Genomic DNA, 23596 nt, shown 5'->3' with positions numbered 1-23596 from the left:
GCCGTTCCCGGACCCGAAGCCGCCTATGAGTGGAGGGAACAGCGCATGCGACGTCAGACAGCGCTCCTGGAGTCCGGATCGGCTCCGCACCCCGTCGACGAGGTGCTGCCGCCCGGCCGGATGGCGACCGTGGCGCTCCAGCACGTGGCCAGCATGTACGCCGGGGTCGCCGCGCCGCCGCTGATCATCGGTGCGGCGGCCGGCCTCACCGCCGCCGAGCTCACCACCCTGCTCGCCGCCAGCCTGTTCATCGCCGGCATCGCCACCCTGCTCCAGACCCTGGGGTTCTGGCGCATCGGCTCGCGGCTGCCGTTCGTCAACGGCGTCTCCTTCGCCACCGTGTCGCCGATCCTCGCCGTGGTCGAAGCGAAGAAGGGCGCGGCCCTGCCACTGATCTTCGGATCGACCCTGATCGCGGGTCTGTTCTGCTTCCTGTTGGCACCGGCCTTCTGCCGACTCGTCAGATTCTTCCCGCCGGGCGTCAGCGGGACGGTGATCACACTGATCGGCATCTCGCTGCTGCCGGTGGCGGGGAACTGGGCCCAGGGCGGCGACTCCCGGGCGCCGGGATACGGCTCCCTGGGCAACCTGGGACTGGCGGGGCTGACCCTGCTCGCGGTGCTGGTCTTCAACCGTTTCCTGCACGGGTTCCTGCAGCGGATCTCGATCCTGCTCGGAATGCTGGTGGGCACCCTGGTGGCGATCCCGCTCGGCAAGGTGGACGCGGGCGCCCTCGGCAACCTGCCGGTCTTCGAGCTGCCGCACCCGTTCGCATTCGGCGCACCGCGGTTCGAGGTCGCCGCGATCATCTCGATGCTGGTGGTGATGCTGGTTTCGATGACCGAGTCCACCGCGGACATGATCGCGCTGGGCGAGGTGGTGGAGCGGCCGGCGGACGACCGCACGATCGCCGGCGGACTGCGGGCGGACGGACTCGCGACGGCGTTCGGCGGCGTGTTCAACGGCTTCATCTGCTCGGCGTTCGCGCAGAACATCGGGCTGGTGGCGCTGACCCGGATCCGCAGCCGCTTCGTGGTCGCGCTGGCCGGGGTCTTCCTCGTCGTGATGGGCCTGGTGCCGGTCGTCGGCGGGCTGGTGTCACTGGTACCGCAGCCGGTGCTCGGCGGCGCGGGTGTGGTGCTCTTCGGATCGGTGGCGGTGGCGGGTGTCCGCACCCTCGGCAAGGCGGACCTGAGCGCCGGCCCGAACGCGATCATCGTCGCGGTCAGCCTCGCCTTCGGCATCTTCCCGATCGCCTTCCCCGGCTTCTACCACGCGTTCCCGGAGCAGATCGCGACCGTGCTGAACTCCGGCATCTCGGTCGGCTGCCTGCTCGCGGTCACCCTGAACCTGCTGTTCAACCACCTCGGACGGGGGCGCGAGGTCCCGCCCGCGTACCTGCCGGAGGAACAGGTCGAGGCGCTGGGGCGGGTGGCCGACCCGACCTGATCCCACTGGCGGGCCGGACGCACCACGTCCGGCCCGCCGACGGGCCGGGTCGACCCCGTGGACGCGGACGGGGTCGCTCCTCCGTTCAGGCCGCGCCGACCGGGCGGGCCTTGCTCATCTTCGCCGCCCTGGCCTGTGCCCAGCGCAGCAGCAGGACGGCGACCACCACCGCCATCAGGGCGGCCTTGCCGACCGGCACGGCCGTCCCGCCGCGTAGCGCCGAGGAGAACATCGGCGTCAGCGCCGCCACGCCCACGGCGGGTCCGGCCGCGTACCAGGCGGCGAAGATCAGCGGGCCCGTCCCGCCGCCCGCGCCCTGGGCGGGGGAGAACATCAGGTCCTTGCGCAGCACCCCGCGGCAGGCGTTCACCAGCCCGGCCGCGACCAGGGCCGGCGCGGCGGCCGGTGCGAGCCAGGCCGCCGGGCCGGTGCCCGCCGCCAGCAGCGTCCCGGTGCAGGCCAGCCCCAGCAGGACCGCGGCCAGCGTCGGGACGATCGCATGGCGCAGCATCAGGCCGGCGAACGGATAGGGCGACCAGGAGGCCCGCCGGACGTCGTCCGTCTCGATCCGGGCCGGCTCCAGCAGCTGCGCGACGGCCAGGTAGCCGAAGACCAGTGCGGCGGCGGTGGTCAGCCAGGACAGCCCGCCCGTGGCGCCGTGCGCGAGGACGGCGCTGAGCAGTGCGGGCACCGCCAGCACCACCGCGCGGCCCAGCCGGGCGGGGGAGCGGAGCAGGGCGAGGGCGTCCCGCCACGGCACCACCAGCCAGGCCCGCCGGGGCGCCGGCAGCCGGAGCCGGCGTTGCCGGGCGCTGCCGTTGGCACTGTTCACCGCCAGGCGCGCGCTGCGCAGCTCGACCGTGCGGAGCGCGGTCAGCACCCCGGCGGCCGTCCTGGCCCGCTCCCGCAGCCGGGCCAGCGGCACCGTCGCGGCGGCCCGGTCGGCGAGCACCAGGGCGGCAGCGGTCGACACCAGCAGGAGCGCGGCGGCCGTCCAGCCGCCCGCCACGGCGGACGGGGTCGGCGCCAGTGCGGCGATCGCGGCCCAGCCCCACGGCCCGGACCACAGTTCGACCAGCTCCAGCCAGTGCACCGGGTGACCGGCGACGGCCAGCGCGCTCTGCCCCGCCAGCGCGATGATCAACAGTGTCAGGTACGGAGTGAGCCGGCGCACCCAGTGGGCGGCGCGGTCGCCGCGCTCCACCACCAGCGCGGCGCAGGTGGCCAGGAGCGGTACGCAGAGCCCCCCGAGCAGGCACCAGCCGAGCGCGGCCGGCAGGCCGACCCGGACGGTCAGCCCGAGCGCGATCATGCCGCCGACCGCCGCCACCAGGCCGGGGAACGCGGCCACGGCGCAGGAGAGCCAGAACCACGGTCGAAGTACCGGGCGGGGCCGGACGGGGTGGGTCAGCAGCCAGTCGGTCGCCGCCCGGGGCGGCACCACCGGGCCGCGCCACAGGCCGTCCCGGACCAGCAGGAGGAAGGTGGCCAGCCCGATCGCGGTGATGCCGGCGGGCATCGCGGCGAGCAGATCGCCGCCGTGGCCGGTGTAGTCGGCGCCCATGGACGCCTGCAGGAACAGGCCGAGGCTGGGCACGCCGCCCCAGATGATCAGGATGAGGATCACGCAGTAGACGGCGAAGCCGACCGACTTGGCGCGGTTGCGCCGGTGGGGGGCGCGCAGGGCGCGCAGCAGGGCGAGTGTCTCGTCGGTCCAGTCGTCGTCGTCCGTCCAGGCCTCGGTGGCGTGGTCGGTCTGCGGGTGAACGGCGGTCACCGGGCACCCGCCGGGCCTGCGGCGGTGCGGGCCGTGGACTCAGCCGCCAGTACCTTGTGGGTCGCGCCCTGCTTGAGGATCCTGCCGTCCTCCAGCACCACCACCCGGTCGGCCACGTCCAGGGCGAGGTCGGTGTGGTGGGTGACCAGCAACACGGCGACGCCGTCGGCCAGCTCGGCCTTGAGCAGGTCGGCGAGGTGTCGGCGGGCGTCCGGGTCGAGCCGCTGTTCGGGTTCGTCCAGCAGCAGCAGATCGCGCGGGCGCACCAGGGCGCAGGCCAGCAGCAGGGCCTGCATCTGCCCGGAGGAGAGGGCCGAGGGCAGTGCGTCGGCCCGCTCGGTGAGCATCCGGTCGTTCAGTACGTGGGAGACCCAGTCGGGCGCGTCGGCGACCCCGTGGGCGACCGCGACCAGCAGCAGGTGCTCGCGGACGGTCAGGTCGGGATAGCAGGCGACGGTGTCGCCGACCACCGCCACCCGGGCCCGGACCCGGGGGTCGTTCTCGTCCATCGGGATGCCGTCGAAGCGCACGGTGCCCTTGCTGGGTACGTCGCGTCCGGCCGCGACCCTGAGCAGGGTCGACTTGCCCGATCCGTTGTGTCCGAGCAGCGCCACGCACTCTCCGGCGGCCAGCGACAGGCTCACGGGGTGCAGCACCTCCCGCTCGCCGTAGGAGCGGCTGACGCCGGTCAGCTGCAGCAGGGGCTTGCGGGCTGCGGCACGTGGTTCGGCGGCGTTCTTGGCCATGGGGGAGGGCGCCTCTCGACAGGGTGTCCGGCCACAGTACCGATCCGTCGGCGGCCACCCGGGTGAGGGTGGCGCCGGCCCGGGAATCGCGTGGATTCCTCGGCTCCGGCCGACCGCACCTCCCGCACCGTCCGGGCACGGCCTCGTCGGGCCGGGGGGTGCGGGCGTGCGCCGCCTCGACCGATGCCGCCGGCCGGGATGCACCGATCGGGTGGTTTCCCGGTGTGGGGTCGAACGAGGTGTGAAGGATTCGGCCGCGTGGTTTCCGCTGGTGCCAGGGCCGGTATGGAGGCTGTCATCGCTGCCACGACACAGGGGAGAAGACCTGCCGATGAGTGCTTCGGAGCGCTACGTACGCGCATGGGAGGGCTTCTGGGCCGAGAACACGGGCGAGCCGGGCGAGGCGTTCTGGGACGCGGACGCGACGCTGACGGCGGCCCCGCACACCGCACTGCTCGCGGCCCACGCCGACCGCACGCTGCCGATCGTCGACCTCGGCTGCGGCAACGGCACCCAGACCCGCTACCTGGCCGGGCACTTCCCGCGGGCGGTGGGCGTCGACCTGTCCGCCTCGGCCGTGGCGCACGCCCGGCGGGCGGACCGCGACGCGGTGGCCGAGTTCGAACAGCTCGACCTCACCGACCTGGCGGGGGTGCGGCGCCTCGGCGACCGACTCGGCGAGGCCAACGTCTACCTGCGGGCCGTGCTCCACCAGAGCGACCCGGCCGACCGGGCGCCGGTCGCGGCCGCCGTCGCCCTGCTGCTCGGCCGGCGCGGCCGGGGCTTCGTGGTCGAGCCGACCGGCGCCGCCAAGACGGTGCTGCAGCAGGTCGCCGAACGGCCCGGTGGCCCGCCGGAGAAGCTCCGCCAGGTCCGCAAGCACGAACTGCGCCCGGCCGAGGTCGCCCCGGGGGAGGTGCCCGAGCTGCTGCGCGGCGCCGGGTTGGAGGTCCTCGACCAGGGCGGGACCGACCTCGCGATGAGCGAGCGCCATCCGGACGGCACCCGGGTCGCGCTGCCGGCCCACTGGTTCGTGGTTGCCGCGGCAGGGGGCGGCCGGCCGGGCAGCTGAGCGCCCGCCGGCAGCGGGCGGCCGCAGCCGCGCCGACCGTGACCCCGAGGACGCCTGGGCGAGGTTCCGGGAGAAGACGGCCGCGCCGGTCCGGCGCACGTTCGAGGCCGCTGCTGCCGGCGGCCCCGAGCCCCGGTGCACCGCCGAGCTGTGGCTGCCCGGCGAGGCGGGCGCCGTCACCGCGGTGGAGCAGGGCCGCGGCGCCGGCGCTGCGTCCCGGGTCGGCGCGGTGCCCGCGGCAAGGTGGCGGCCGGCGGTCAGGGCGTCGGCCCCGGCGGCACCGGCGAGCGCGGGCGACCTGTCCTCGGCTAACCTCCCCCCTCGTGGACGTTCCCCCCGAGCCCTCGACCCTGCGCGTCTTCGTGGCGCTGGCCCCGCCCGACGACGCCAAGGACGAACTGGCCCGGGCCCTGCGGCCCGCCTACGCCGGGTACCCGCGGCTGCGCTGGAACCGGATCGAGGACTGGCACATCACCCTCGCCTTCCTCGGTGAACTGCCGTCCACGGCAGTGCCGCTGCTGCGGTCGGCGCTGGCCGGTACGGCGGCGTCGCACCCCGCCCTGGAGCTGGGACTGCGGGGCGGCGGCCACTTCGACCAGCGACTGCTGTGGAGCGGGATCGACGGGGACCTGGAGGGACTGCACCAGCTCGCCGCCGACGTCCGGGGCCTGATCAGGTCCTGCGGGATCGAGTTCAACGACCGCCCGCTGCGCCCCCATCTGACCCTGGCGCGGGCCCGCCGCGACGATCCCACCAGCGTGCCGCGGGCCGCGGCCGGGCTCGCCGGGTTCGTGGGCCGGCCGTGGCGGGCCGAACGTCTCCACCTCGTCGGCAGCAACATCGGCCGTGGCCCCGGGCCGATCCACTACCGCGACATCGAGGCGTGGCGATTCGGCGCCGCCGTCCGGGCCGGGGGCGACGGCGCTCTCACCGAGCCGTAGCCGGCGGGCGAGCCTGCGGGACAGCCCCGCCGGGCCGCTGTCGGTCCGTACGTCGGTCAGGCGGGGTCGATGACCACGATCGGGATCTCGCGGTCGGTCTTGGCCTGGTACTCGTCGTACGCGGGCCAGTGGCCCACCATCACGGGCCAGAAGGCGGCCCGCTCCTCGGAGGTGGCGGTGCGGGCGGTGCCCTGGAGGACCTTCGGGCCCACCTGGACGCGTACCCGGGGATCGGCGGTCAGGTTCCGGTACCACAGGGGCGCCTCGTCGGCCCCGCCCTTGGAGGCGACGACGAGGTAGCGGCCGCCTTCCTCGCCGTAGATGAGCGGTGTGCGCACCGCCTGCCCGGAGACCCGGCCGACCGTGGTCAGCAGCAGGGTCTGGGTGCCGTTCCACTCCCGGCCCTCGGCGCCGTTCGAGCCCACGTACAACTTGACGTGGTCCAGCTGCCAGGTGCCCGGCCCGGGGTCCTTGGGGTGGTCCCAGTCGATGTCGGTCACGGTGTTCGCCTGCCTTCGTGTGGAACTGGTCGACAGTCTCGACAACGACCGTCGACGTCCTCGGGCACGGCCGCCGCTCCGGTTGGTCCGGGACCGGGGCGGACCGAACGCCGAGCGCCAGGACACCGACCAGGACGGTCCTCACCGTGACGGGCGCGGCCCACCGCCCGCCGGGCGGATCACCAGCGGTCCCAGTGCAGGACCTGCTCGCGCGGGATCCGCCGGGCGGGGCGGAAGTCGGTGCCGACGGTGTACGCGACCGGGATGAAGGCGGCCTGCATGACCTCCGGGTAGGGGATGCCGAGCTCCTGCGCGAACTCCCGCTCCAGCGGCAGGTTCCCGGTCGTCCACACGGTGCCGAGGCCGCGCTCGCGGGCGGCCAGCATGAAGCTCCACGCGGCGGGCAGGATCGACCCCCAGGTGCCGGCCTGGTGGGTGACGGAGAGGCCCTCGGTGCGTCCCTCGACGCAGGGGATGACGTAGGCGGGCACCTCGTGCAGATGCCGGTACAGGTGCTCGACGCCCGTGTACACCCGCTCCATCACGCCCGGCGCGACCTCGGCCCGGCGCACGTCCCGGGCGGGCAGCGGCTGGTGGGCCTCGGGGACGCCCAGGCTCGCCCGCCACAGGTCGGCGAGGACGGCCCGGCGGGCCGGGTCGGTGACGATGACGAAGTGCCAGCGCTGCCGGTTGCGGCCGGTGGGCGCCTGGACGGCGAGGTCGACGCACTCCTCCAGGAGCGCGCGGGGCACCGGCCGGGTGAGGTCGAGCCGGTGGCGGACGGCCCGGGTGGTGGACAGCAGGGTGTCGGAAGTGAGACCGAGGTTCATGTGTTGAGCCTCGTACGGCCCGGACGGGGGCGGGAAGTCCGGGCTTCCACTGAGTGGAAGTCCGACCGATGGAACCAAGGGGACAGGGGCGGGACGTTGGGCGAGAGCGTGGCAGGACGGCTCTTCTCGGTGCTGGACGCCTTCGAGGGCGGCGGCCCGGCGGCGTTGCGGCTCACCGACATCGCGGCCCGCACGGGGCTCCCGGCGCCGACGGCGCTGCGCCTGGTGCGGGAGCTGGTGGCGTGGGGCGGTCTGGAACGGGGCGCGGACGGCAGGTACCGGCTGGGGCTCCGGCTGCGGGTCCTCGGTGCGGCGGCGCCCTGTCCGCGCGGACTCCTCGACGCGGCGCTGCCCGCGCTGCGGGCGCTGGGTGCCCGGACCGGCGGTCACGCGGACCTGGCGGTGCTCGCCGCCCCGCCGGCCGGCGGGGTGCTGTGCCTGGTGAGCGGGGAGCGGCCGCCGCCGCACGCGACGGCGTACGGGAAGGTGCTGCTCGCCGTCCCGCCGGCGGAGCTGCCCCGGCACACCCGGCACACGGTGGTCTCCGCGGGTGTCCTCGCCGGTCAGCTCGCCCGGGTTCGGGCGGCGGGTCTCGCGGTCTGCGCCGAGGAGTTCCGGCTGGGCGAGGTGTCGGTGGCCGCTCCGGTGCTGGGCCCGGTGGGGACGGTCGCCGCGCTGGGCGTGACCGTCCCCACCGGCGTCCCCCTGGACCGGGTGGTGGCGGCGGTCCGGGCGGCGGCCGCGCGGGTACGGCCTCCGGAGCTGCCGCCGTCGCCGTGACGGTCTCCGTCGGGATGCCGATCCTGGCGCGGTCGGCCCGCCGGGACGGCACCGACATGTCCCTCGCCGACACCTGGAACGCCCTGACTCATCAGCGGCGTACGGGACCTGAGCCCCCGGCGGGCCACTACCGCTCCGGCGTGGCGGCTGCCGGCGAGTGGCCCCGACCGCACCCGCGGCACTCGTGAACGACGCGGGTCAGCCCTTGGCTCCTCCCCGCAGTCCGTCCAGCACCAGGTCCGTCAAGCGCTCCGGCAGGTCCGGCTCGATCGGGCGGTGGCCCAGAAGGGAGCGGGTCTGGAGCGGGGAGCAGAGCAGTTCCAGTGCCAGGGCCGTGTCGGTGCCCGCGGGGAGTTCCCCCCGTTCGACGGCCCGGTCGACGATGGCGCCGGCCTGATCGAGGCGGGTCTGCCAGAAGGCCTGCCAGGCCTCGGCGAGGTCGGGGTCGTCGGAGCTGAGCGAGGCCGCCCGGGCGACGGAGCGGCCGGTCGGGGTGGCGAGGTACTCGGCCAGCGCGCGGGCGAAGGCGGCCAGGTCGGTGCGGACGGCTCCGGTGTCGGGGACGGGGACGCCCTCGTCGCTCCCGGCGAGCATGGCGTCCAGCACGAGCTTCTCCCGAGTGCCCCAACGCCGGTACACCGTGGTCTCGTTGACTCCTGCACGGGCCGCGACCCCGGCGATGCTGAGCCGGGCGATGCCGTCCTCGGCCAGCACCTCCATGGCGGCCGTCAGCACGGCCTGGCGCACGCGCGCGGCGCGGCCGCCGGGGCGGCGGCGGATCTGCTCCGGTTCTTCCTCGGTCATGTGTCGATCACCTCGACCACCACCTTAACGCAGGGTGTCTTGCATTAAGTGTGGCCCGGGCGCATAGTCGCTAATGCAAGAGTTCCGGCTTTAAGCACAGCAGGAGGCACCACCATGTCCTTCACCTGGCCCCTGGACCCACAGGACCTGTTCGTCGAGCGCTACCCGCAGATGACCCTCGGCCTGTCCGTCGACGAGGTGGACGCGGTCCGCGCCGCCGTCACCGAGATGTGGCCCGACCGGCCCGGCAGCTGGGTGTACGAGTGGTCCGCCCTCGCTGCCCGGCACGCCGGGGCCGGGCGCCACCGCCAGGCCGCGCAGGCGTACGGCTGGGCCAAGTTCCCCTCCCTGGCCGACGGCCCGAAGCGCACCGCGCTCGCCCGCCAGGTCGAGCAGTACGTCCTCGCGGCCCCCGGCTTCCCGGTGGAGTTCGAGCGACGCGCGCTCACCCTGCCGTACCGCGGCGGCGAGGCCACCCTGCCGATCCACCTGATGGCCGCCCCCGGTCTGCCCGCCGACGCGCCGATCGTGCTGGCCAGCGGCGGGGTGGACTCCTGGAAGACCGACCTGCACGGCATGTGGGAGCAGCTCGCGTTCGCCCTGCCGGCCCGACTCCTGCTGTTCGACCTCGCCGGCACCGGCGAGACCGCCCACCTGCCGATGACCCCCGACGGCGGGGCCGAGGTGGTCGCCGGACTGGTCTCCTTCGCCCGCGCGGCCGGCAACGGGAAGGTCGGCCACTTCGGCATCTCGATGGGCGGCTACTACTCCGCCCGGACGGGACTGACCGGCGCGGTGGACGCCTCCGTGGTGCTCGGCGGCCCGGTGGAGCGCTCCTTCGCCCCGGGCCGCGGCTTCGCCTTCGGCATGGACGGCATCGTCGGCAACGCCCTGGGCTTCGACGCCATGCCGACCACGGCCGAGCGCGAGGCGGCCTTCGCGGCCTTCGACCTGCGCCCGCTGCTGGACCAGGACGCCAACGGGCCGATGCTGGTGGTCAACGGCACCCAGGACGTCCACGTCCCACTGGACGACACCCTGGTGTTCAAGGGCCGCCGGGACACCCGGGTCGAACTGATCCCGGACACCGGCCACTGCGCCATCTCGCGCTTCGGCGAGGCGATGGCCGTGATCGCCCCCTGGCTGAAGGACACCCTGATCGGCTGATCCGGCGCCCCCGCCACGGACGGCTCGCCGTGGCGGTCCGGCCCGGACGGCCACGGCCCGCCGGACGACGGGTCGGAGGCACCCGATCGATAATCAGGTGCCCCGCCCCGTCGCCCTCCGGCACAATCGCCGGCGATGCCTGAATCCTCCGCCGACCGGCTGCTGGCCGTCGTCGATCCGCTGCCCCATGCCCTGCGACTGCGTGCGACCGCACGCACCGCCACCCGCCTCGCGCACGCGGGTCAACTCGACCGGCTCCTCGACGAACTGGACCGCCGCGGCCCGTACGAGCGCGGGCTCGCCGCTCTCGCGGCCTTCGCCGCCCGCCACGTCGGCCATCTGACCGCGCGACTGACCGACCCCGACCCGGTGGTGCGCCGCTACGCCCTGCGCGCGGTGCGGGAGCTCGCGGTGCCGGACGAGGCGGTCGAGCGGGCGGTGCTCGCCGCGCCGACCGCCCTGCGGGACGGGCTGATCCGTTCCGTCCTGGCCTCGGGCAGGACGGCGCCGGCCGAGAGCCTGGTGCCCGCGCTGCGAGAGCGTTGGGGCGCCACCGAGGCGGCCCGGCTGCTGCCGGCCTGCTCGCCCGGCTTCGTCGCCCGCGAGCTCCCGGGACTCGCCCATGCGCTCACGTTCTCCAGTTCCCTCGGGCGCCGCCACCCGGTGGCCGTCCTGGACGAGGCACGACGGCAACTCGACGCTCTGCCTTACGCGTTGAGGCCGGCGTTCTGGAAGAGGCAGGCATGCGGCCTGGCGGCCGCGGCCGGCCGGGAGCCGGTGCTGGCGCTGGAGCTGCTGGAGCTGCATCCGATACGTCATTACGGTCTCACGTTCCCCGCGCCGCTGTTCGACCGCCTGGCGGATCTCGCCGCGGTGGACGCCGAGCGCACCGCCCGACTGCTGCTCGCCTCCGAGCGCACGCGCCACGATCCGCCGCCGACCGCGGCCCTGGCCCGCCGACTGGTGACGGCGCCCCTCGCCGTCGTCGCCGAACTCGCCCACCGGCACCACGCCGATCACCGCGCGCTCCTGCGGAGCCTGCCGCCGAACCGGCGCGCGGCCCTCTACGACGCGGTGGCCGCCGTGCCGGGCCCGTCCCGGGTCTGGTACTCCTCTGACGTCCTGGCCGAACTCCCCGAGCGGGAGCGGCAGGCCCGCGCCCGCGAGCGGCTGGAACAGGACGACGAGGACCCGGCTCCGCTCACGCACCTCCCTGCGGCGCAGGCCCGGCCCGAGCTGTTGGCGCGGACCAGGACGGCCGACGTGTGGGAGCGCGCCCACGCCTGGGAGCTGCTGGTCCGGCAGGCCGCGTACTCCGCGGATCCGCAGACCCTCCACGAGACCCTCGAACTGCTCGGGCGGTTGCGCAACGAGCAGGACCCGGTACGCCGCGACGTGCTGAACGAGGTCACGACGGTGCCACCGGCGCTCTTCGACTCCACCGCCGCCGGGCCGCTGGAACGACTCACCCGGGACGCCCTGAGCGCCCGGGACTGCTCGCCGGCCACGCGTGCCGCGCTCTCGCGGCTGGCCTGCCGGGTGCTGGCCGAGCACGCCGGCACCGGCGCGCGGGAACTGCTCGACTGGGCCGTCCGGGCCCTGGACGCCACCGGCGCGCCGGTCCTCGACGTTCCCCGAGGCAGGGAGCAGGCCGTCACGGCCGAGCTGAGGCCGCTGCTGGAACGCTCGGCACACTCGCGCGAGGCCGAGCTGCTCCTCGCGCTCACCGATCACCTCGGCCGGCGCACCGCACGGGCACCCCTGCTGGCCGGGCTGCTGGAGCAGGTCCTGCGCGGCGGGGACGACCGCGCCTTCACGCGCGCCGCCGCCCACCTGCTGAACGACCCCGCGACCCGCGCGCACCGCGTCGCCGACGTGCTGGCGATCGAACCGTCCGCCGCCACCCTCGCCCCGGTGCAGGCCGTGCTGACCGGCGTACGGACCGACCTGCTCGACACGCTGCTCACCCCCGCCCCCGCGGACCCCACCGCCGACCGGGACGGCACGGCCCCGCCCCGCTTCGGCCGGACACCCCTCGACGTGACGTTCGCCGACCGCTGGCTGCCGCGCCAGCAGCGGACGGCAGCCGAGGAACTGGCCCGCACGGCCGCCGACACCACCCGCCGCATGGAGGAACGCGCCGCCGCGCTCCGCTCCGCGGCCAGGATCCCCGGCCACGGCCCCGCACTGCTGCGCCGCTACGCCCACGCCGACACCGTTCCCGCCGACCAGGACCCGACCGCCGCCCTGCTCGCCGAGGTCGCGCTCGCCGCCCTGCCGCGGATCGGGCGGCCCGCCGACGCGCTGCCCGACCTGCTCGCCCACGCCGGGGACAACCGGGCCCGCGTCGCCCTGTACGCGGCCTCCGCGGTCGCCCGGTTCGTGCCGGCCGCCGACCTCGCCCCGGCCCTCGCCCGCATCGCGACCGACCCCGCGGCCAAGGTCACCAGCCGCAAACAGGCGATCCGGCTGGCCGCCGCCCACCTGCCCGCGGCCCGGGCCGCCGTGATCCTCGACGACGCCTACCGCGCACCCGAGCAGCATCCCGACGTGCGCGTCACCGTCGTCGAACAGGCGGCCGCACGGCTGGACACCCTTCAGCTGTGGGACGTCCTCGTCGACGCGGCCGACGTCTCGCCGGGCCTGCGGCCCGCATTGGTGGCCAGCCTCCGCCTCCACGAGCTGCCCGACGCACTGCGCCCCCGCGCCGTCGAACTGGCCGCACGCCTCGCGACCGACGACGATCCGATGATCGCCGCCCCCGCTCTCGACCACGTGGTCCTCTGGGGGCGCTACGCACCGCACACCGTGGCGGCCCTGGCACGGCCGGTCACCGCGATCGACCACCACGGGAGGTGGCAGGAGGCGGCCCAGGCCGTACGCCGCCTCGCGGGATCCGACGCGCCGCACCCGCTCGGAGGCTGCGCCCCGGGCAGCGTCATGGCACGGACGCTGTCCACCCTGATCGAGGCCGTCCGTGCCGGCGAGCCAGCCCTGGAGGGGCGCGACCACCCGGCCCGTCAGCGGATCACCGCGCTCATCGGCCAGTACTGGGGCGCCGGCGCGTCACCGGGAGCCGTCCGCGCGACCACCCGCGCCATGGCGGCGATGCTGCTGAGCGAACCGGCGCTGCTGGCCCTGGGCGCTCCTCTGGCAGTGGCCGCCATCGAGGCGGACTCTCCGACCTTCGGTGACGAACTCGCCAACCTGGCCGGCACCTTGGCCGACCGCCCGGTCCTTGCCGCGAGCGCCGCCACCGGGCTGCGCTCCCGTCTCGCCGCGGCCCAGGCCCAGGCCCCGGCGCCGGCGGCCGCTCTGGCCGCGGTCCACCGACTGGTCGCGGTCGGCACCCTCTCCTCGGGTCTGCTCGCCGGCGCCCTGGTCAGCTCCTACGGCAGCAGCCTCGGCTGGCCGGCCGACTGGCGCACCGCACTCGATTCCCTGCGCCGCCACCCGTACCCCGACGTCCGCGACGCGGCCCTCGCGGTGTGGACGGCACCGGAGTGATCATCGGTTCCCTCCGGCGGGTGATCGGCGGGAACGGCCCGGGTGGTGGGAGACGGCCGCGGATCCGCCGGCGGAGGCCGGGCGGGGCGCGGGGTGAAGAAGCTCCTGCTCGGTGCCCGGTGGCTGGAACTACACTCCCCGGCATGGCATATGACAATGTGATGCTGCGACCGGTGGCCGAGAGCGAGCTCGGGACCTTGGAAGAACTGGTCCAGGACCCGGAGGCGGTCGGGTCGTTCCAGTGGTTCGGCTGGACCGACCCGGGCGTCTGGCGGCGCAGGTGGGCCGAGAACCGGCTGCTGGGTGACGACCGCGGGCAGTTGGCGGTCGAGACCGGCAGGGAGTTCCACGGGTTCGTGGGGTGGCGGCGGGTGGACACCGTGTCGCGTTCGTACTACTGGAGCATGGGCATCCAGCTGCTCCCCGGGTCCCGGGGGCAGGGCATCGGGACGCGGGCCCAGGTCCTGCTGGTGGACTACCTGTTCGGGTACTCGCCGGTGGCGCGGGTGGAAGCCGACACCGACACGGAGAACTTCGCCGAGCAACGCGCTCTGGAGAAGGCCGGGTTCACGCGGGAGGGAGTGCTGCGCAGCGTGGTGTTCCGGGACGGTCGGTGGCGCGACAGCGTCCGCTACAGCGTGCTGCGGGAGGAGGCGGCCACCCGCCGGGCCCGGGCCGGCTCGTAGACGGCGGGCCGGCAACCGGGGCGTCAGGCAGCGCGGTACCCGCTGTGTGGCCCCCGGTCGGCACGCGTGCACCGTCCGCCAGGCTCCGGACAGGCCTAGAGCACCCACCACAGGGCGAGCGAGAAGACCGAGGCCACCCACGTCCAGAGGACCGAGAGTCCGAGGTGCGCGAGGGTGCGCACGGGGTCGCCGCGCCAGAGCTTCGGGGAGAAGACGGCGAACTCGAACAGCCAGCGCAGGCCCCAGAAGAGTGTCTGGCCAGCCAGGAGGGCGGTGCCCAGGCGGGTGCCGGCGAGGAGCTCGGGGGCCAGGCAGAGCGGGAGCAGGCCGAGCAGGGCACAGGTCAGCGCGATGAAGAAGAGGTGGACGTAGGAGACCTGGCGGGTCAGCAGGCTGGTGCCGGCCAGGTCGCCGGGCCACTGGACGATTCGCGGCAGCACGGCGTGGAACAGGCCCACTCCGACCAGGGCCGCGCCGACCAGTCTCAACTGGGCTTCCAGGGTGAACAGTTCAATCATGTGACGGGCTCCGGAAGGCGAAGGCGGTGATCAGTGTGGCGATCCGTCGTTCGGCGGCCGGGTGCATTCCGGCCTCGGCGGCGTGGCGCAGCCAGGTGGCGCGTGGCTGGAAGTGCCAGGCGCCGGGGCCGTAGGCCGCGGTGTTGGCGAGGTCGCGCAGGTGCTCGACCAGGAGGAGGGTGCCGCCGGGGCGCAGGGTGCGGACGGCTTCGGCGAACAGGGCGGTGCGGTCGGCGGGCCGGCGCAGTTCGTGGGCGGCGAGGACGGTGAGCACGGTGTCGAGGGAGGCGGTGGCGGCGGGCAGGGCGCCGGGGTGGGCGGGGACGGTGCCGGGTGCGGGCGGGACGTGGCGGCGGGCGCGCCGGATGGACCCTTCGGTGGTCAGGGCGGGGTCGTAGAGGTCGGCGACGAGTTGGCGGGCGGTGGGGTGGCGGGCGGCGATGGGGCGGCTGGCCTCGTCGAGCCCGGTAGAGACGACGAGGTGGTCTCCGGGGCCGTCGGGGAGCAGCTCGGGCAGCCAGTCGTAGGTGTGGAGTTCGGAGCGGTCGTAGACATGCCAGGTGGCGAGGGTGCTGGTGGTGAGGAGTGCGGCGGCGGTGGTCGAAACGGCTCGGGCGAGGGTGGCGGGCCGGCCGGGGAGGTGACGGGCCAGCGCCCAGCCGGCGACGGTGGTGGCCGCGCCGGCGGCGTACATCGGCCAGTTGTAGCGGATCACCTCGCGGACGCCGGAGGGCCGGTGCCCGGGATCGGCGGGTCGGCCGGTCACCGCGGGGCTCCGTCGAGGGCGCGGCGGTGACCGGACTCCCAGCCGTAGTCGACGTCGGCGACGTGGAACGCGTTGGCGAGGACGGGGTGGCTCCCGGCGAAGGGGCCGTGGTCGAAGAACGTCAACCGGGGGACGTCGACGCTCACCGGGACGGGGTCCCAGTGGGTGCGGGTGGCCTTGACGACGATGATGGAGCGGGTCTGCGACTCGTACTCGAAGGTGTAGGGCAGCGGGCCGGCGAACCTGCGGGCGGCGCGGGCGTCGGCGAACGGGCTGCCGGGCGGCAGGGGGGCCGGGGTGCTCGCCAGGTCGGCCCGGACGTGCAGGTCGGCGTGGCCGTCGGAGCTGAGCACCTTGAACTCCAGGGTGTCGCCGAGCGTCCGGGTTCCGATCCTGGCGTGGTGGTACCGGTAGCGGGAGAACAGGTTTCCGCCGACGGCCATCAGCCGGTCGCCGGTGTCGGAGCGCAGGATGCGCAGTCCGCGCATGGTCCGTCCGCCCGGGGTGGGGAAGCGCGTGAAGACGCGGTAACCGGTGAGGATGAGGTCGCGGCCGAGGCGGGCGGGCAGGGCGGCCGGGCGCAGCGCGCGGGTGTCGACGACGGCGGCGGCGACGAAGCCGTGTTCGGTACCGGTGGGGTCGGTGTAGGTGTCGAGGGTGAGGCCGGGCGGCAGGAGGGGAGCGAGGAGGTGTGGTGGGAGGGCGTAGGTGAGGACGAGGGAGTTCGCGAAGCGGGTGCGCATCGGGAAGGGATGGCGTTGCAGCAGGTGTCGCACGGTCGACTCCGTCGGTGAGTTCGAGTGGCGTTCGGCGGTGGGCGGAGCTGGGGGCGGGCGGCCTTCAGAGCCGGAGCACCCGGACGACGCCCCAGAGCAGGGAGCGGTCCTGGGCCGCGGCGCCGGGGCCGGCGGGGCCCGGTTCCCGGATGCTGCGCAGGACGGCGGTTCCGCCGGGACGCACGGCGTGGCCCACGGCGGCGCGCAGGCGGTGCGCGAAGGCGGGGCCGGGGCCGTCCAGGACGTTGGAGAGGGTGACGGCGTCGTAGTGGCGGGCCGGGGAGCGTTCGAGGTGCTGGAGGACGTCACCGGCGAGCAGTCGGACGGGCGCCGTGGTCGGCGTGCTCGGCGTGCTCGGCGTGGTGGGTGTGCCGGGGAGTTCGCGGCCGAGGAGCAGGCGCCAGGCGAAGGGGTTGTCGGCGTTGGGGTGGCGGGCGAGGCCGCGGGCCAGGCGGGCGCGCAGGGCGGTGTCGAAGCGGCGCGGCAGGACGTCCAGGAAGGCGGGCCGGACGGCGGCGGCGAGTGTGCCAGCCGGGCGCAGGGTGGCGGCGAGCAGCAGCCGTAGGCCGGGGCCGTCGAGGTGGCGGTGCCAGTGGTGGGCCTGGGCGGCGGGGTCGTCCAGGCGCAGGAAGCGTTCCAGGGCGGCGGGTCGCCAGGCCGGGAGGACGGCGGCGACGGTCCGGCCGGCGGCGAGCAGGTGTTCCGCGGAGCCGGTGGTGGCGGGTGCGGCCGCGGTGAGCCGGGCGCGGGCGTAGTCGAGTTGGGCCGGGTTGACGTCGATGGCGGTGACGTCGTACCCGGCGGCGGCCAGGGTGGCGGCGGTGTCGCCGGCCGAGGCGATGCAGAGCACGCGGGCGCCGGGCGGGGGGAAGGCGGCGAGTTCGACGGCCGGGTCCTCGTACATGCGGCCGAACAGGACACGGGGGCGGCGGGTCTGGAGGCTGAGCAGTCGGCCCTCGCTCCAGGGGGTGGTGGTCATGCGGTGAGCGCGATCGGTCGGGCGTGGTGGTGACGGTGGGCTGCGGCGACGGTCCAGATGAGGGCCACGAAGGCGATGTCCTGGACGACGAGGCGGCCCGGTTCGGGGATGCGATCGGCGCCGAACAGCAGGCCGCCGGTGTTGAACCCGACGACCAGCAGGGTCTGGACGACCGCTGCGAGCCGGGCCCGGCGTCCGCTGAGCACCCAGATGCCGAGGGCCAGCTCGGCCAGGCCGATGGTGATCAGCAGCGCCGACACGGCGCTCTCGGGCAGGAGCGGCAGCCCCTCCACGATGGCGCGCTGGTCGGCGCGGCCGGGGTAGATCTTGCACCAGAGGCCCTCGTAGCCCCACATCAGGGCGACCGCGGCGGCGGCCGGCCGGGTCTGCCAGGGTGTCAGCACGGCGGACGGTCCTTTCTTCCGCTGCCGGGGCGCGCGGGTGCGCCGGGGCAGGGCGGGGTTGGGCGGGGCGGCCCGAAACCCTTGGTCAGGGCCGGGGGGGCTCCCGTTCGGCATCATCATGGCGCACCACTTTGAACATGTTCAACTATGGGGTCGGCGCGGGCGCGCCGCCGGGTGCCGGCACGCAGGCCCGCACTCCTGCGACGACAGCGGGGCGACGGCTCCGACACCGTGGGCGCGGGCCTGCACGTCACCGCCGGCCGGTCGCGTCCCGGAGCCCGCGGCGTGCGCTGTCGGTGCGGCGCGCTAGGTTTCGATCATCAGCCGGACCGAGTGGGGGCGCCGTGACCGACCGTACGAGCGAGACGATCAGCTGGGACGAGGCCCGCGCGCTCATCGACGCCCGGATCCCGCAAGGGGTGATCGACCGGCTCGGCCCCGTGCCCGCCGCCGGGTTGCGCCACCTGCGCACCCCGTTGCGCAAGCTCCGCACCGAGCTGCTGCGCGAGCTCTCCTCGGGCGACGCCCGCCGGTATTCCGTCGCGTACGACCAGCTCGCCGCCCTGCAGTTCGCCGGGATCCTCTCCGCCGCCACTCCGGCCGAGGCCCTGGACTGGCTGACCGCCCGCCGCCTCCTCGGCATCACCTGGCCGCTGCCCGGCGGCGGCTCCACCAACCCCGATCCTCACACCCTCCTGCTGGCCCTGCTCCCGCCGCACCGTGACGCGGCGTTCCACCGCGAACTCGCGGTCCGGCTCGCCGAATGGCTGCCCGCACGAGGCGACGGCCCCCGCTGGCTCATCACCCACGGACTCGCCGTCTGGTCCGGCGCCGAACTCCCCACCACCGACGGCTACGTGATCGGCTGGGTGCGCGAGGGCGGGCTGATCCACTACCACCACCGGGAGATCGGCGAGTGGTTCGCCGACCAGGGTCTGCGCGAGCCGGTGCGGCGTCACCACTCGCTGCTCTCCTGGCTGCGTCCGCAACCCCGGCTCGCCGAGTTCGTCCGCCGACTCTTCGAAGTCCCGGACGTCGGAGCAGAGTTCGCCCACTCGTCCGCCGCCTGCTCCGGGCCGGACGACGAGTGGCCCAAGGTGCTCACCGCCCTGGCGGGGGAGGGCCTGCTCGACCGCGCCGAACTGATCGACCTCTGCCTCGGCCGGCTGCTGCGCGGTGACCGGCCCGGAAACCTGCGCGGATTCCTCCAGCTGTACACGGCGCTGGCCCCCGACGCCGAAGAGATCCTCGCCCGGGCCCGCGACCACGTCCGACTGGCCGCCGACGGTGCGCCGGGCGCCGCCAAGGTCTCCCAGGCGGCGCTGCACTCCGTGGACGCGCGGCTGCCGGCCGAGCAGTTCGCCGAACTGACGGCCGGGGTACTGGCCCGCCCGGAGAAGGCCCTCGCCACCGCCCAGCTGAGCCGGGTCGACGCCGCGCTGCGCCGCGACCCGGCCGGTGCCGACGAACTGCTGCCCGCCGTCGCCGCGGCCTTCACCCACCCGGCTCCCGCGATCCAGGAACAGGCCCTGCGGCTCGTCGCCCGCCATCTGCCCCGTACCGCCCCCGCCACCGCCGAGGCCGTGCGCGCCGCCGCCGCCACCCTCGGCCCTGCCCTCCAGGCGGACGCCCACCGCCTGCTGGCCATCCCGGCCCGGGCCGCCGAGCGGCAGGAGGACGCGCCCGCCGCGCCGGCGCACGCAGGGCCTGTCACGCTGCCGGCCGCACCCGCCGGATCGTTCGATCTCGCCGCGCGGCTGGGTGCCGTGATGGCCGCCGGCGTGCCCGACCCCGCCGAGTTCGAAACGGTGTTCGCCGCCCTCGTCATGGAGCACCACCGTGACGCGGCCGCCCTTCGGACGGCACTGGCCCCGCTCGCCGCACGGCGCACCGCGAATCCGGCCTCGTTCCGGGAGTTCCGCAGCATCGGAGGAGCGCTCGGCTGCCTGCTCGACGCCCTGACCGGACGAGCGCACGAGTCGGGCCGGTACACGACCTTGCTGCTCGACCACCCCGCCCACCTGGGCACCCCCGGTGTGATCCCCTCACTGCGCGTTCACGAGGCGGCGTGCCGGATCACCGACGCGCCGGTACCGCTCCTGCTCGCCACTCCCACGACCGGCGACGGCGCGATCGATCCGGCCGTGCTCGTCGAGCGGCTCACGGCGTACCGGACCGCCGGCGCCCATCCCTGGCCCGGGGATCTGGCCCAAGCCCTGCTCCGGGTGGCCCCGCACGCGCTGCCGGCCGTCCGCGCCGCTGCCGCCGGACTCGGCTGCGACCTGCCCCCCGACACGGCGCCGCCCACACCCCGGCGGTTCCACACCCAGCCCCTGGAGCTGCCCGAGCGGGTCGGCATCCAGGGCCGGGCGCTGCCCACGGTCCCGCGCATCGCACCGCTGGCCGTCAGCGCCGCGCCCGCACCCGAGGGCATCACCGGCCTCCTCCACAGCCTCCCCGACCCGACCGAGACCAGCCGGTTCATGGGTGTGCCGGGGATGTCGCCCGCCGAACTCGCCCAGCTGGCCTGGCTGGCGCCCTGGCACCCGGATGCCGTCGCCGCGCACGGCGTCCCCGTCGCGGTGGAACAGGCGGACACGGCCGGTCCCCGAACCAACCCCCTGCTGCCCCGGCTCGCGGAGGTCCCGGGCGAGCTCGGACCGGTGAGCCACCTCCTGCTCGCCTACGGGCTGAGCGCCACCCGAGCGGAGAACCGCACAGCCGCGCTGGACTTCCTGCTGACGGCGACCGCACGAGGTCGGCTCCGGCCGGAGCTGCTCGGCGAATGGCTCGCGGCGCTCTGGCGACTGTCCGTGGCCAAACCGAACCGGGTCCTGCCCGCCCTGGCCGATGCCGCGCGCAGCGGAGCGGGCCGGACGGTATGGGCGGTGCTCACGGCCGTGATCACCGAGTTCGCCGCCGAGCCCGGAAAGCGTGGACTCGCCGACGCCCTCGCACTCGCCGCCGAGTGCGCGGCAGCCGAAGGCATCCGCACCACCGTCCCAGCCCTCGACGCCCTGGCCGCACCGGTCGCACCCCAGCGCGTCCGAACGGAATCGGCACGCCTGGCCAGGATCCTCACGACGTGACCACGCCGGATGCCCCACGACGACGTACCCGGGGAGCCGCCGCACCGGGTCCGACGCCGTTGCCCGCCCCACCCCGGCCTTCACCGCCGTACCCGAACCGATGGGAGCCGTGGCGTGAGTGACGATCGGCCCGCCGCCATGGCGGGCCTCGGAGAAGTACTGTCGTGCGTCGGGCCGACCTGCGGGGACACCGTCGACTGGAGCGCGGCGGAGAGGGTCCACGGAACCTCCTTCCCGGCCGACTACCGGGCCTTCGTCGCAGCCTTCGGCAGCGGCTCGATCGAGCAGATGGTCGGCATCTGCATCCCTGCCGTCTCCTCGGACGAGCGGAAGGGAAACACGGTCTCCAGGCTCTCGAAGGCAGCGCTCGCGGACAGGTCGGTCAACCGGTGGGCTCCCGCGGGGAAGGGCCGGCACCGGCTGGAGGACCTGCTCATCTGGGGGGAAACAGCCGCGGCCGACACCCTGTGCTGGATCACGACGGATCCGGACCCGGACCGATGGCCCGTCGCGGTGTACTCGCGCGGGGACCTCGAATGGTCGGTGTACCCGTGCGGTATGGCCGAGTTCCTTCTCGGGCTCCTGCGCGACGAGTGGCAGCCGTGGCCGATCAGCGACAGCTCGATCCAGGACATGGTGAACCCGCGCTTCCTTCACGACAAGGACGAGGAAGCCTCGTACGAGGTGGGCGTCGATCCCTGGGAGTAGCCGATCCGTTCGGTGATGCCGCCTCGGCGGCGCTGATGGCCTGGCCGACGAGCAGCCGCGAATCCCCGGAGCGGCTGATCAGCGGGAGAGGCCCGCGCGGTGGGCGAGGATGGTGAGGCGGACGCGGTCGCGGGCGGCCAGCTTGTGGAGCAGTCGGCCGATGTGGGTCTTGGCGGTGCCCTCGGTGATGTGCAGGCGGGCGGCGATCTCCGGGTTGGTGAGGCCGTCCCCGATGAGGGCGAGCACTTCGCGTTCCCGCGTTGTGAGAGCCGCGACGGCGGCGCGGGCCAGGTCACGGGCCGGGTCGGGGAGGAGCGATCGTTCCCCGGTGGGTCCGGTGGGTCCGGTGGGCTGCTCGGCGCCGAGGAGGCCGGAGATCAGCCGGCGGGTGACGCTCGGCGCGAGCGCGGCCTGGCCCGCGGCGACCGCCCGGGTCGCGGCCAGGAGTTCCGCCGGTTCCGCGTCCTTGAGGAGGAACCCGCTCGCCCCTGCCCGCAGCGCGCCGCGCACGTACTCGTCCAGCTCGAAGGTGGTGAGGATCAGGACGCGGCTGCCGGAGGGGCCGGCGGTGATCAGGCGAGTCGCCTCGATGCCGTCCAGGCCGGGCATCCGGATGTCCATCAGTACGACGTCCGGCTGTTCCCGGAGGGCGAGTTCGACCGCCTGCGCGCCGTCCGCCGCCTCTCCCGCCACGGCGAAGCCCGGGGCGAGCCGAAGGATGCCCGCGAACCCGGCGCGAACCAGCGTCTGGTCGTCGGCGACCAGGACCCGGACGGTCATGCGCCGTCGGCTCCGGCCGAGGGCAGGGCCGCCGTCACCCGGAAGCCCCCGGTCGGCAGCGGGCCGGCGGTGCACCACCCCCCGTACGACGCGACGCGCTCGCGCATCCCGGTCAGCCCGGTACCGCCGCCCGCTGCGCTGCCCGCCGTGCCGTCCGCTGCTCTGCCTGCCGTGCTGCCCGCCGCGCCGCTGAGGTCCGGGAGACCAACGCCGCCACAGCCGTCGTCGGTGACCTCCAACCACACCTCGCCGTCCCGGTACTCCACCTCCACCCGGACACCCGCCGCCCCCGAGTGCCGGACGGCGTTCGCCAGCGCCTCCTGGACCACCCGGTACGCCGACAGGCCCACACCGGACGGCAGTTCACGTTCGGACCCGCGCACCCGGACGTCGACGGCCATCCCGGCGGCCACTGTCCGGACCGCCAGCCGGTCCAGGTCCGCGGCCGTCAGCCCGGGCACCGGGGCCAGCACGGCGGGCGCCGAGCCGGCGTCCTCGCGGAGGACGGCGAGCAGCGCCCGGGTCTCCCGCAGGGCCTCCGCGCTCACCGCGCGGATGGCGGCCAGCGCGGCTCCGGCCTCCTCCGGTCGATGCTCCAGCGCGAACTGGCCGAAGCCCGCCTGCACGCTCACCACACCCAGGCCGTGGGCGACGATGTCGTGCACCTCCCGGGCCAGGCGCAGGCGTTCGCCGTCGCGCGCGGCCCGGTCCAGCGCCGCCCGGTGGGCGTCCGCCGCCGCGGTGTGCGCCCGGTGGCGGCGGACGGCGTCCCCGACCGCCCAGGCGGCCGACTGGGCGACCACCGCGAGCAGCACGTTGCCCCGCACCTCGCCCGGCGCGGCCAGGGTGACCGCCCAGCCGAAGCCCGCCGCGCCGAGCGCCACCCGGCCGGCCCGCCGGTCGTGGGCCGCCGCCGTGTAGGCCGCCGGCACGCCGACCAGCACCGCCCAGAACCCGGCCACCAGGCCCATCGCCGGCTGGCGACAGCCGGCCACCAGAACGGCCCAGGCGAGCGCCGCCGCCCCGCAGGCCCCGGCCGGGCTCCGGCGGCGGAGCGCGAGCGCGGCGCCGAGCGCCACGACGGCGAGCAGCGCCACCGGGAGGGCGACGGCGGACGGCGGCGGGTTGCCCCGCGCGTGCGGGTCGAACTCGTGGGCCGCCGCGAGCACGCGGGAGCCGGTGACGGCCGTGCCGACCGACGCGGCGAGGGCGTCGACCAGTACCCAGAGGGATGAGGTCACCCTGCGCGTCCACGGCAACAGCGCGGGTGACGGGGCGGCGGCGGACGACTCGTCGATCTGCACGCGGCCAGGCTAG

At 75.3% G+C, this 23596-nt stretch carries 21 protein-coding genes; 9 read left to right on the top strand and 12 right to left on the bottom strand.

Features of this window, described 5'->3' with window-relative positions; genetic code table 11:
* Positions 1-45 precede the first annotated feature (45 nt).
* Positions 46-1449 carry a nucleobase:cation symporter-2 family protein gene (locus tag ACFVYI_RS13935; protein WP_387884699.1) on the top strand — a complete coding sequence of 468 codons (1404 nt, stop codon included), beginning with the start codon at positions 46-48 and terminating at the stop codon, positions 1447-1449.
* A gap of 85 nt (positions 1450-1534) precedes the next feature.
* On the opposite strand, the gene ACFVYI_RS13930 is transcribed toward ACFVYI_RS13935, so the two are convergent.
* Entirely contained in the window at positions 1535-3226 is a 1692-nt protein-coding gene (locus tag ACFVYI_RS13930) for a hypothetical protein (protein ID WP_387884696.1), read from the bottom strand.
* Positions 3223-3972, bottom strand: coding sequence for an ABC transporter ATP-binding protein (locus ACFVYI_RS13925; protein WP_387884693.1), 750 nt, complete (start codon positions 3970-3972; stop codon positions 3223-3225). Before ACFVYI_RS13925 ends, ACFVYI_RS13930 begins: the two co-directional genes overlap by 4 nt.
* A 331-nt stretch (positions 3973-4303) precedes the next feature.
* Between ACFVYI_RS13925 and ACFVYI_RS13920 the strand changes: the two genes are divergently transcribed.
* Together ACFVYI_RS13920 and thpR are read left to right on the top strand one after the other, a co-directional pair.
* A complete protein-coding gene (locus ACFVYI_RS13920; RefSeq protein ID WP_387884691.1) occupies positions 4304-5044 on the top strand; it encodes a class I SAM-dependent methyltransferase in 741 nt (246 codons plus the stop codon).
* A gap of 323 nt (positions 5045-5367) precedes the next feature.
* A complete protein-coding gene (gene thpR / locus ACFVYI_RS13915; RefSeq protein WP_387884688.1) occupies positions 5368-5985 on the top strand; it encodes an RNA 2',3'-cyclic phosphodiesterase in 618 nt (205 codons plus the stop codon).
* A gap of 56 nt (positions 5986-6041) precedes the next feature.
* Here the strand turns inward: thpR and ACFVYI_RS13910 are convergent, their stop codons facing one another.
* On the bottom strand, positions 6042-6485 hold the full coding sequence (locus tag ACFVYI_RS13910) for a nitroreductase family deazaflavin-dependent oxidoreductase (RefSeq protein WP_387884685.1): 444 nt from the start codon (positions 6483-6485) through the stop codon (positions 6042-6044).
* A gap of 179 nt (positions 6486-6664) precedes the next feature.
* Positions 6665-7315: a nitroreductase family protein gene (locus ACFVYI_RS13905; protein ID WP_387884684.1), complete on the bottom strand. Its 651-nt coding sequence runs from the start codon at positions 7313-7315 to the stop codon at positions 6665-6667.
* Positions 7316-7423: 108 nt separating this feature from the next.
* Here ACFVYI_RS13905 and ACFVYI_RS13900 point away from each other — a divergent pair, with 108 nt between their 5' ends.
* A complete protein-coding gene (locus ACFVYI_RS13900; protein ID WP_387884681.1) occupies positions 7424-8095 on the top strand; it encodes an IclR family transcriptional regulator in 672 nt (223 codons plus the stop codon).
* Positions 8096-8293: 198 nt separating this feature from the next.
* Here ACFVYI_RS13900 and ACFVYI_RS13895 read toward each other — a convergent pair whose 3' ends face one another.
* Positions 8294-8899 (bottom strand): TetR/AcrR family transcriptional regulator, encoded by a 606-nt coding sequence (locus ACFVYI_RS13895; protein ID WP_387884679.1) that lies wholly within the window; start codon positions 8897-8899, stop codon positions 8294-8296.
* 114 nt (positions 8900-9013) lie between these two features.
* Between ACFVYI_RS13895 and ACFVYI_RS13890 the strand changes: the two genes are divergently transcribed.
* From ACFVYI_RS13890 to ACFVYI_RS13880, 3 genes are all read left to right on the top strand, one after another.
* A complete protein-coding gene (locus tag ACFVYI_RS13890; protein WP_387884676.1) occupies positions 9014-10066 on the top strand; it encodes an alpha/beta hydrolase in 1053 nt (350 codons plus the stop codon).
* A 135-nt stretch (positions 10067-10201) separates the two neighbouring features.
* Positions 10202-13573, top strand: a complete 3372-nt coding sequence (locus ACFVYI_RS13885) for a hypothetical protein (RefSeq protein ID WP_387884673.1) — start codon at positions 10202-10204, stop codon at positions 13571-13573.
* 143 nt (positions 13574-13716) lie between these two features.
* Positions 13717-14259: a GNAT family N-acetyltransferase gene (locus ACFVYI_RS13880; protein WP_387884670.1), complete on the top strand. Its 543-nt coding sequence runs from the start codon at positions 13717-13719 to the stop codon at positions 14257-14259.
* A 95-nt stretch (positions 14260-14354) separates the two neighbouring features.
* Here ACFVYI_RS13880 and ACFVYI_RS13875 read toward each other — a convergent pair whose 3' ends face one another.
* The 5 genes from ACFVYI_RS13875 to ACFVYI_RS13855 form a co-directional block, all read right to left on the bottom strand.
* Entirely contained in the window at positions 14355-14777 is a 423-nt protein-coding gene (locus tag ACFVYI_RS13875) for a hypothetical protein (protein WP_387884668.1), read from the bottom strand.
* Complete coding sequence (locus ACFVYI_RS13870) at positions 14770-15543, bottom strand: class I SAM-dependent methyltransferase (RefSeq protein ID WP_387884666.1); 774 nt, start codon at positions 15541-15543, stop codon at positions 14770-14772. The genes ACFVYI_RS13875 and ACFVYI_RS13870 overlap by 8 nt, the downstream gene beginning before the upstream one ends.
* Entirely contained in the window at positions 15540-16319 is a 780-nt protein-coding gene (locus tag ACFVYI_RS13865) for a DUF2071 domain-containing protein (RefSeq protein ID WP_387884664.1), read from the bottom strand. Before ACFVYI_RS13865 ends, ACFVYI_RS13870 begins: the two co-directional genes overlap by 4 nt.
* 64 nt (positions 16320-16383) lie before the next feature.
* Positions 16384-17298, bottom strand: a complete 915-nt coding sequence (locus tag ACFVYI_RS13860) for a DUF3419 family protein (protein ID WP_387884661.1) — start codon at positions 17296-17298, stop codon at positions 16384-16386.
* Positions 17295-17702, bottom strand: a complete 408-nt coding sequence (locus ACFVYI_RS13855; protein WP_387884658.1) for a DoxX-like family protein — start codon at positions 17700-17702, stop codon at positions 17295-17297. Before ACFVYI_RS13855 ends, ACFVYI_RS13860 begins: the two co-directional genes overlap by 4 nt.
* A 344-nt stretch (positions 17703-18046) precedes the next feature.
* On the opposite strand from ACFVYI_RS13855, the gene ACFVYI_RS13850 reads away from it, so the two are divergent.
* Positions 18047-20791, top strand: coding sequence for a DUF6493 family protein (locus ACFVYI_RS13850; protein ID WP_387884657.1), 2745 nt, complete (start codon positions 18047-18049; stop codon positions 20789-20791).
* Positions 20792-20905: 114 nt separating this feature from the next.
* Positions 20906-21499 (top strand): hypothetical protein, encoded by a 594-nt coding sequence (locus ACFVYI_RS13845; protein ID WP_387884654.1) that lies wholly within the window; start codon positions 20906-20908, stop codon positions 21497-21499.
* A 78-nt stretch (positions 21500-21577) separates the two neighbouring features.
* Here ACFVYI_RS13845 and ACFVYI_RS13840 read toward each other — a convergent pair whose 3' ends face one another.
* Both ACFVYI_RS13840 and ACFVYI_RS13835 read right to left on the bottom strand, forming a co-directional pair.
* Positions 21578-22279: a response regulator gene (locus ACFVYI_RS13840; RefSeq protein WP_387884652.1), complete on the bottom strand. Its 702-nt coding sequence runs from the start codon at positions 22277-22279 to the stop codon at positions 21578-21580.
* Positions 22276-23583, bottom strand: a complete 1308-nt coding sequence (locus ACFVYI_RS13835; protein WP_387884649.1) for a sensor histidine kinase — start codon at positions 23581-23583, stop codon at positions 22276-22278. Before ACFVYI_RS13835 ends, ACFVYI_RS13840 begins: the two co-directional genes overlap by 4 nt.
* Between the last annotated feature and the right edge of the window lie 13 nt (positions 23584-23596).

Origin of the sequence: Kitasatospora sp. NPDC058218, from assembly GCF_042882445.1 — a bacterium.
Taxonomy (GTDB): Bacteria; Actinomycetota; Actinomycetes; order Streptomycetales; family Streptomycetaceae; genus Kitasatospora.
The sequence above is the reverse complement of the archived record's forward strand: the minus strand, read 5'-3'. Positions and strand labels throughout refer to the sequence as shown.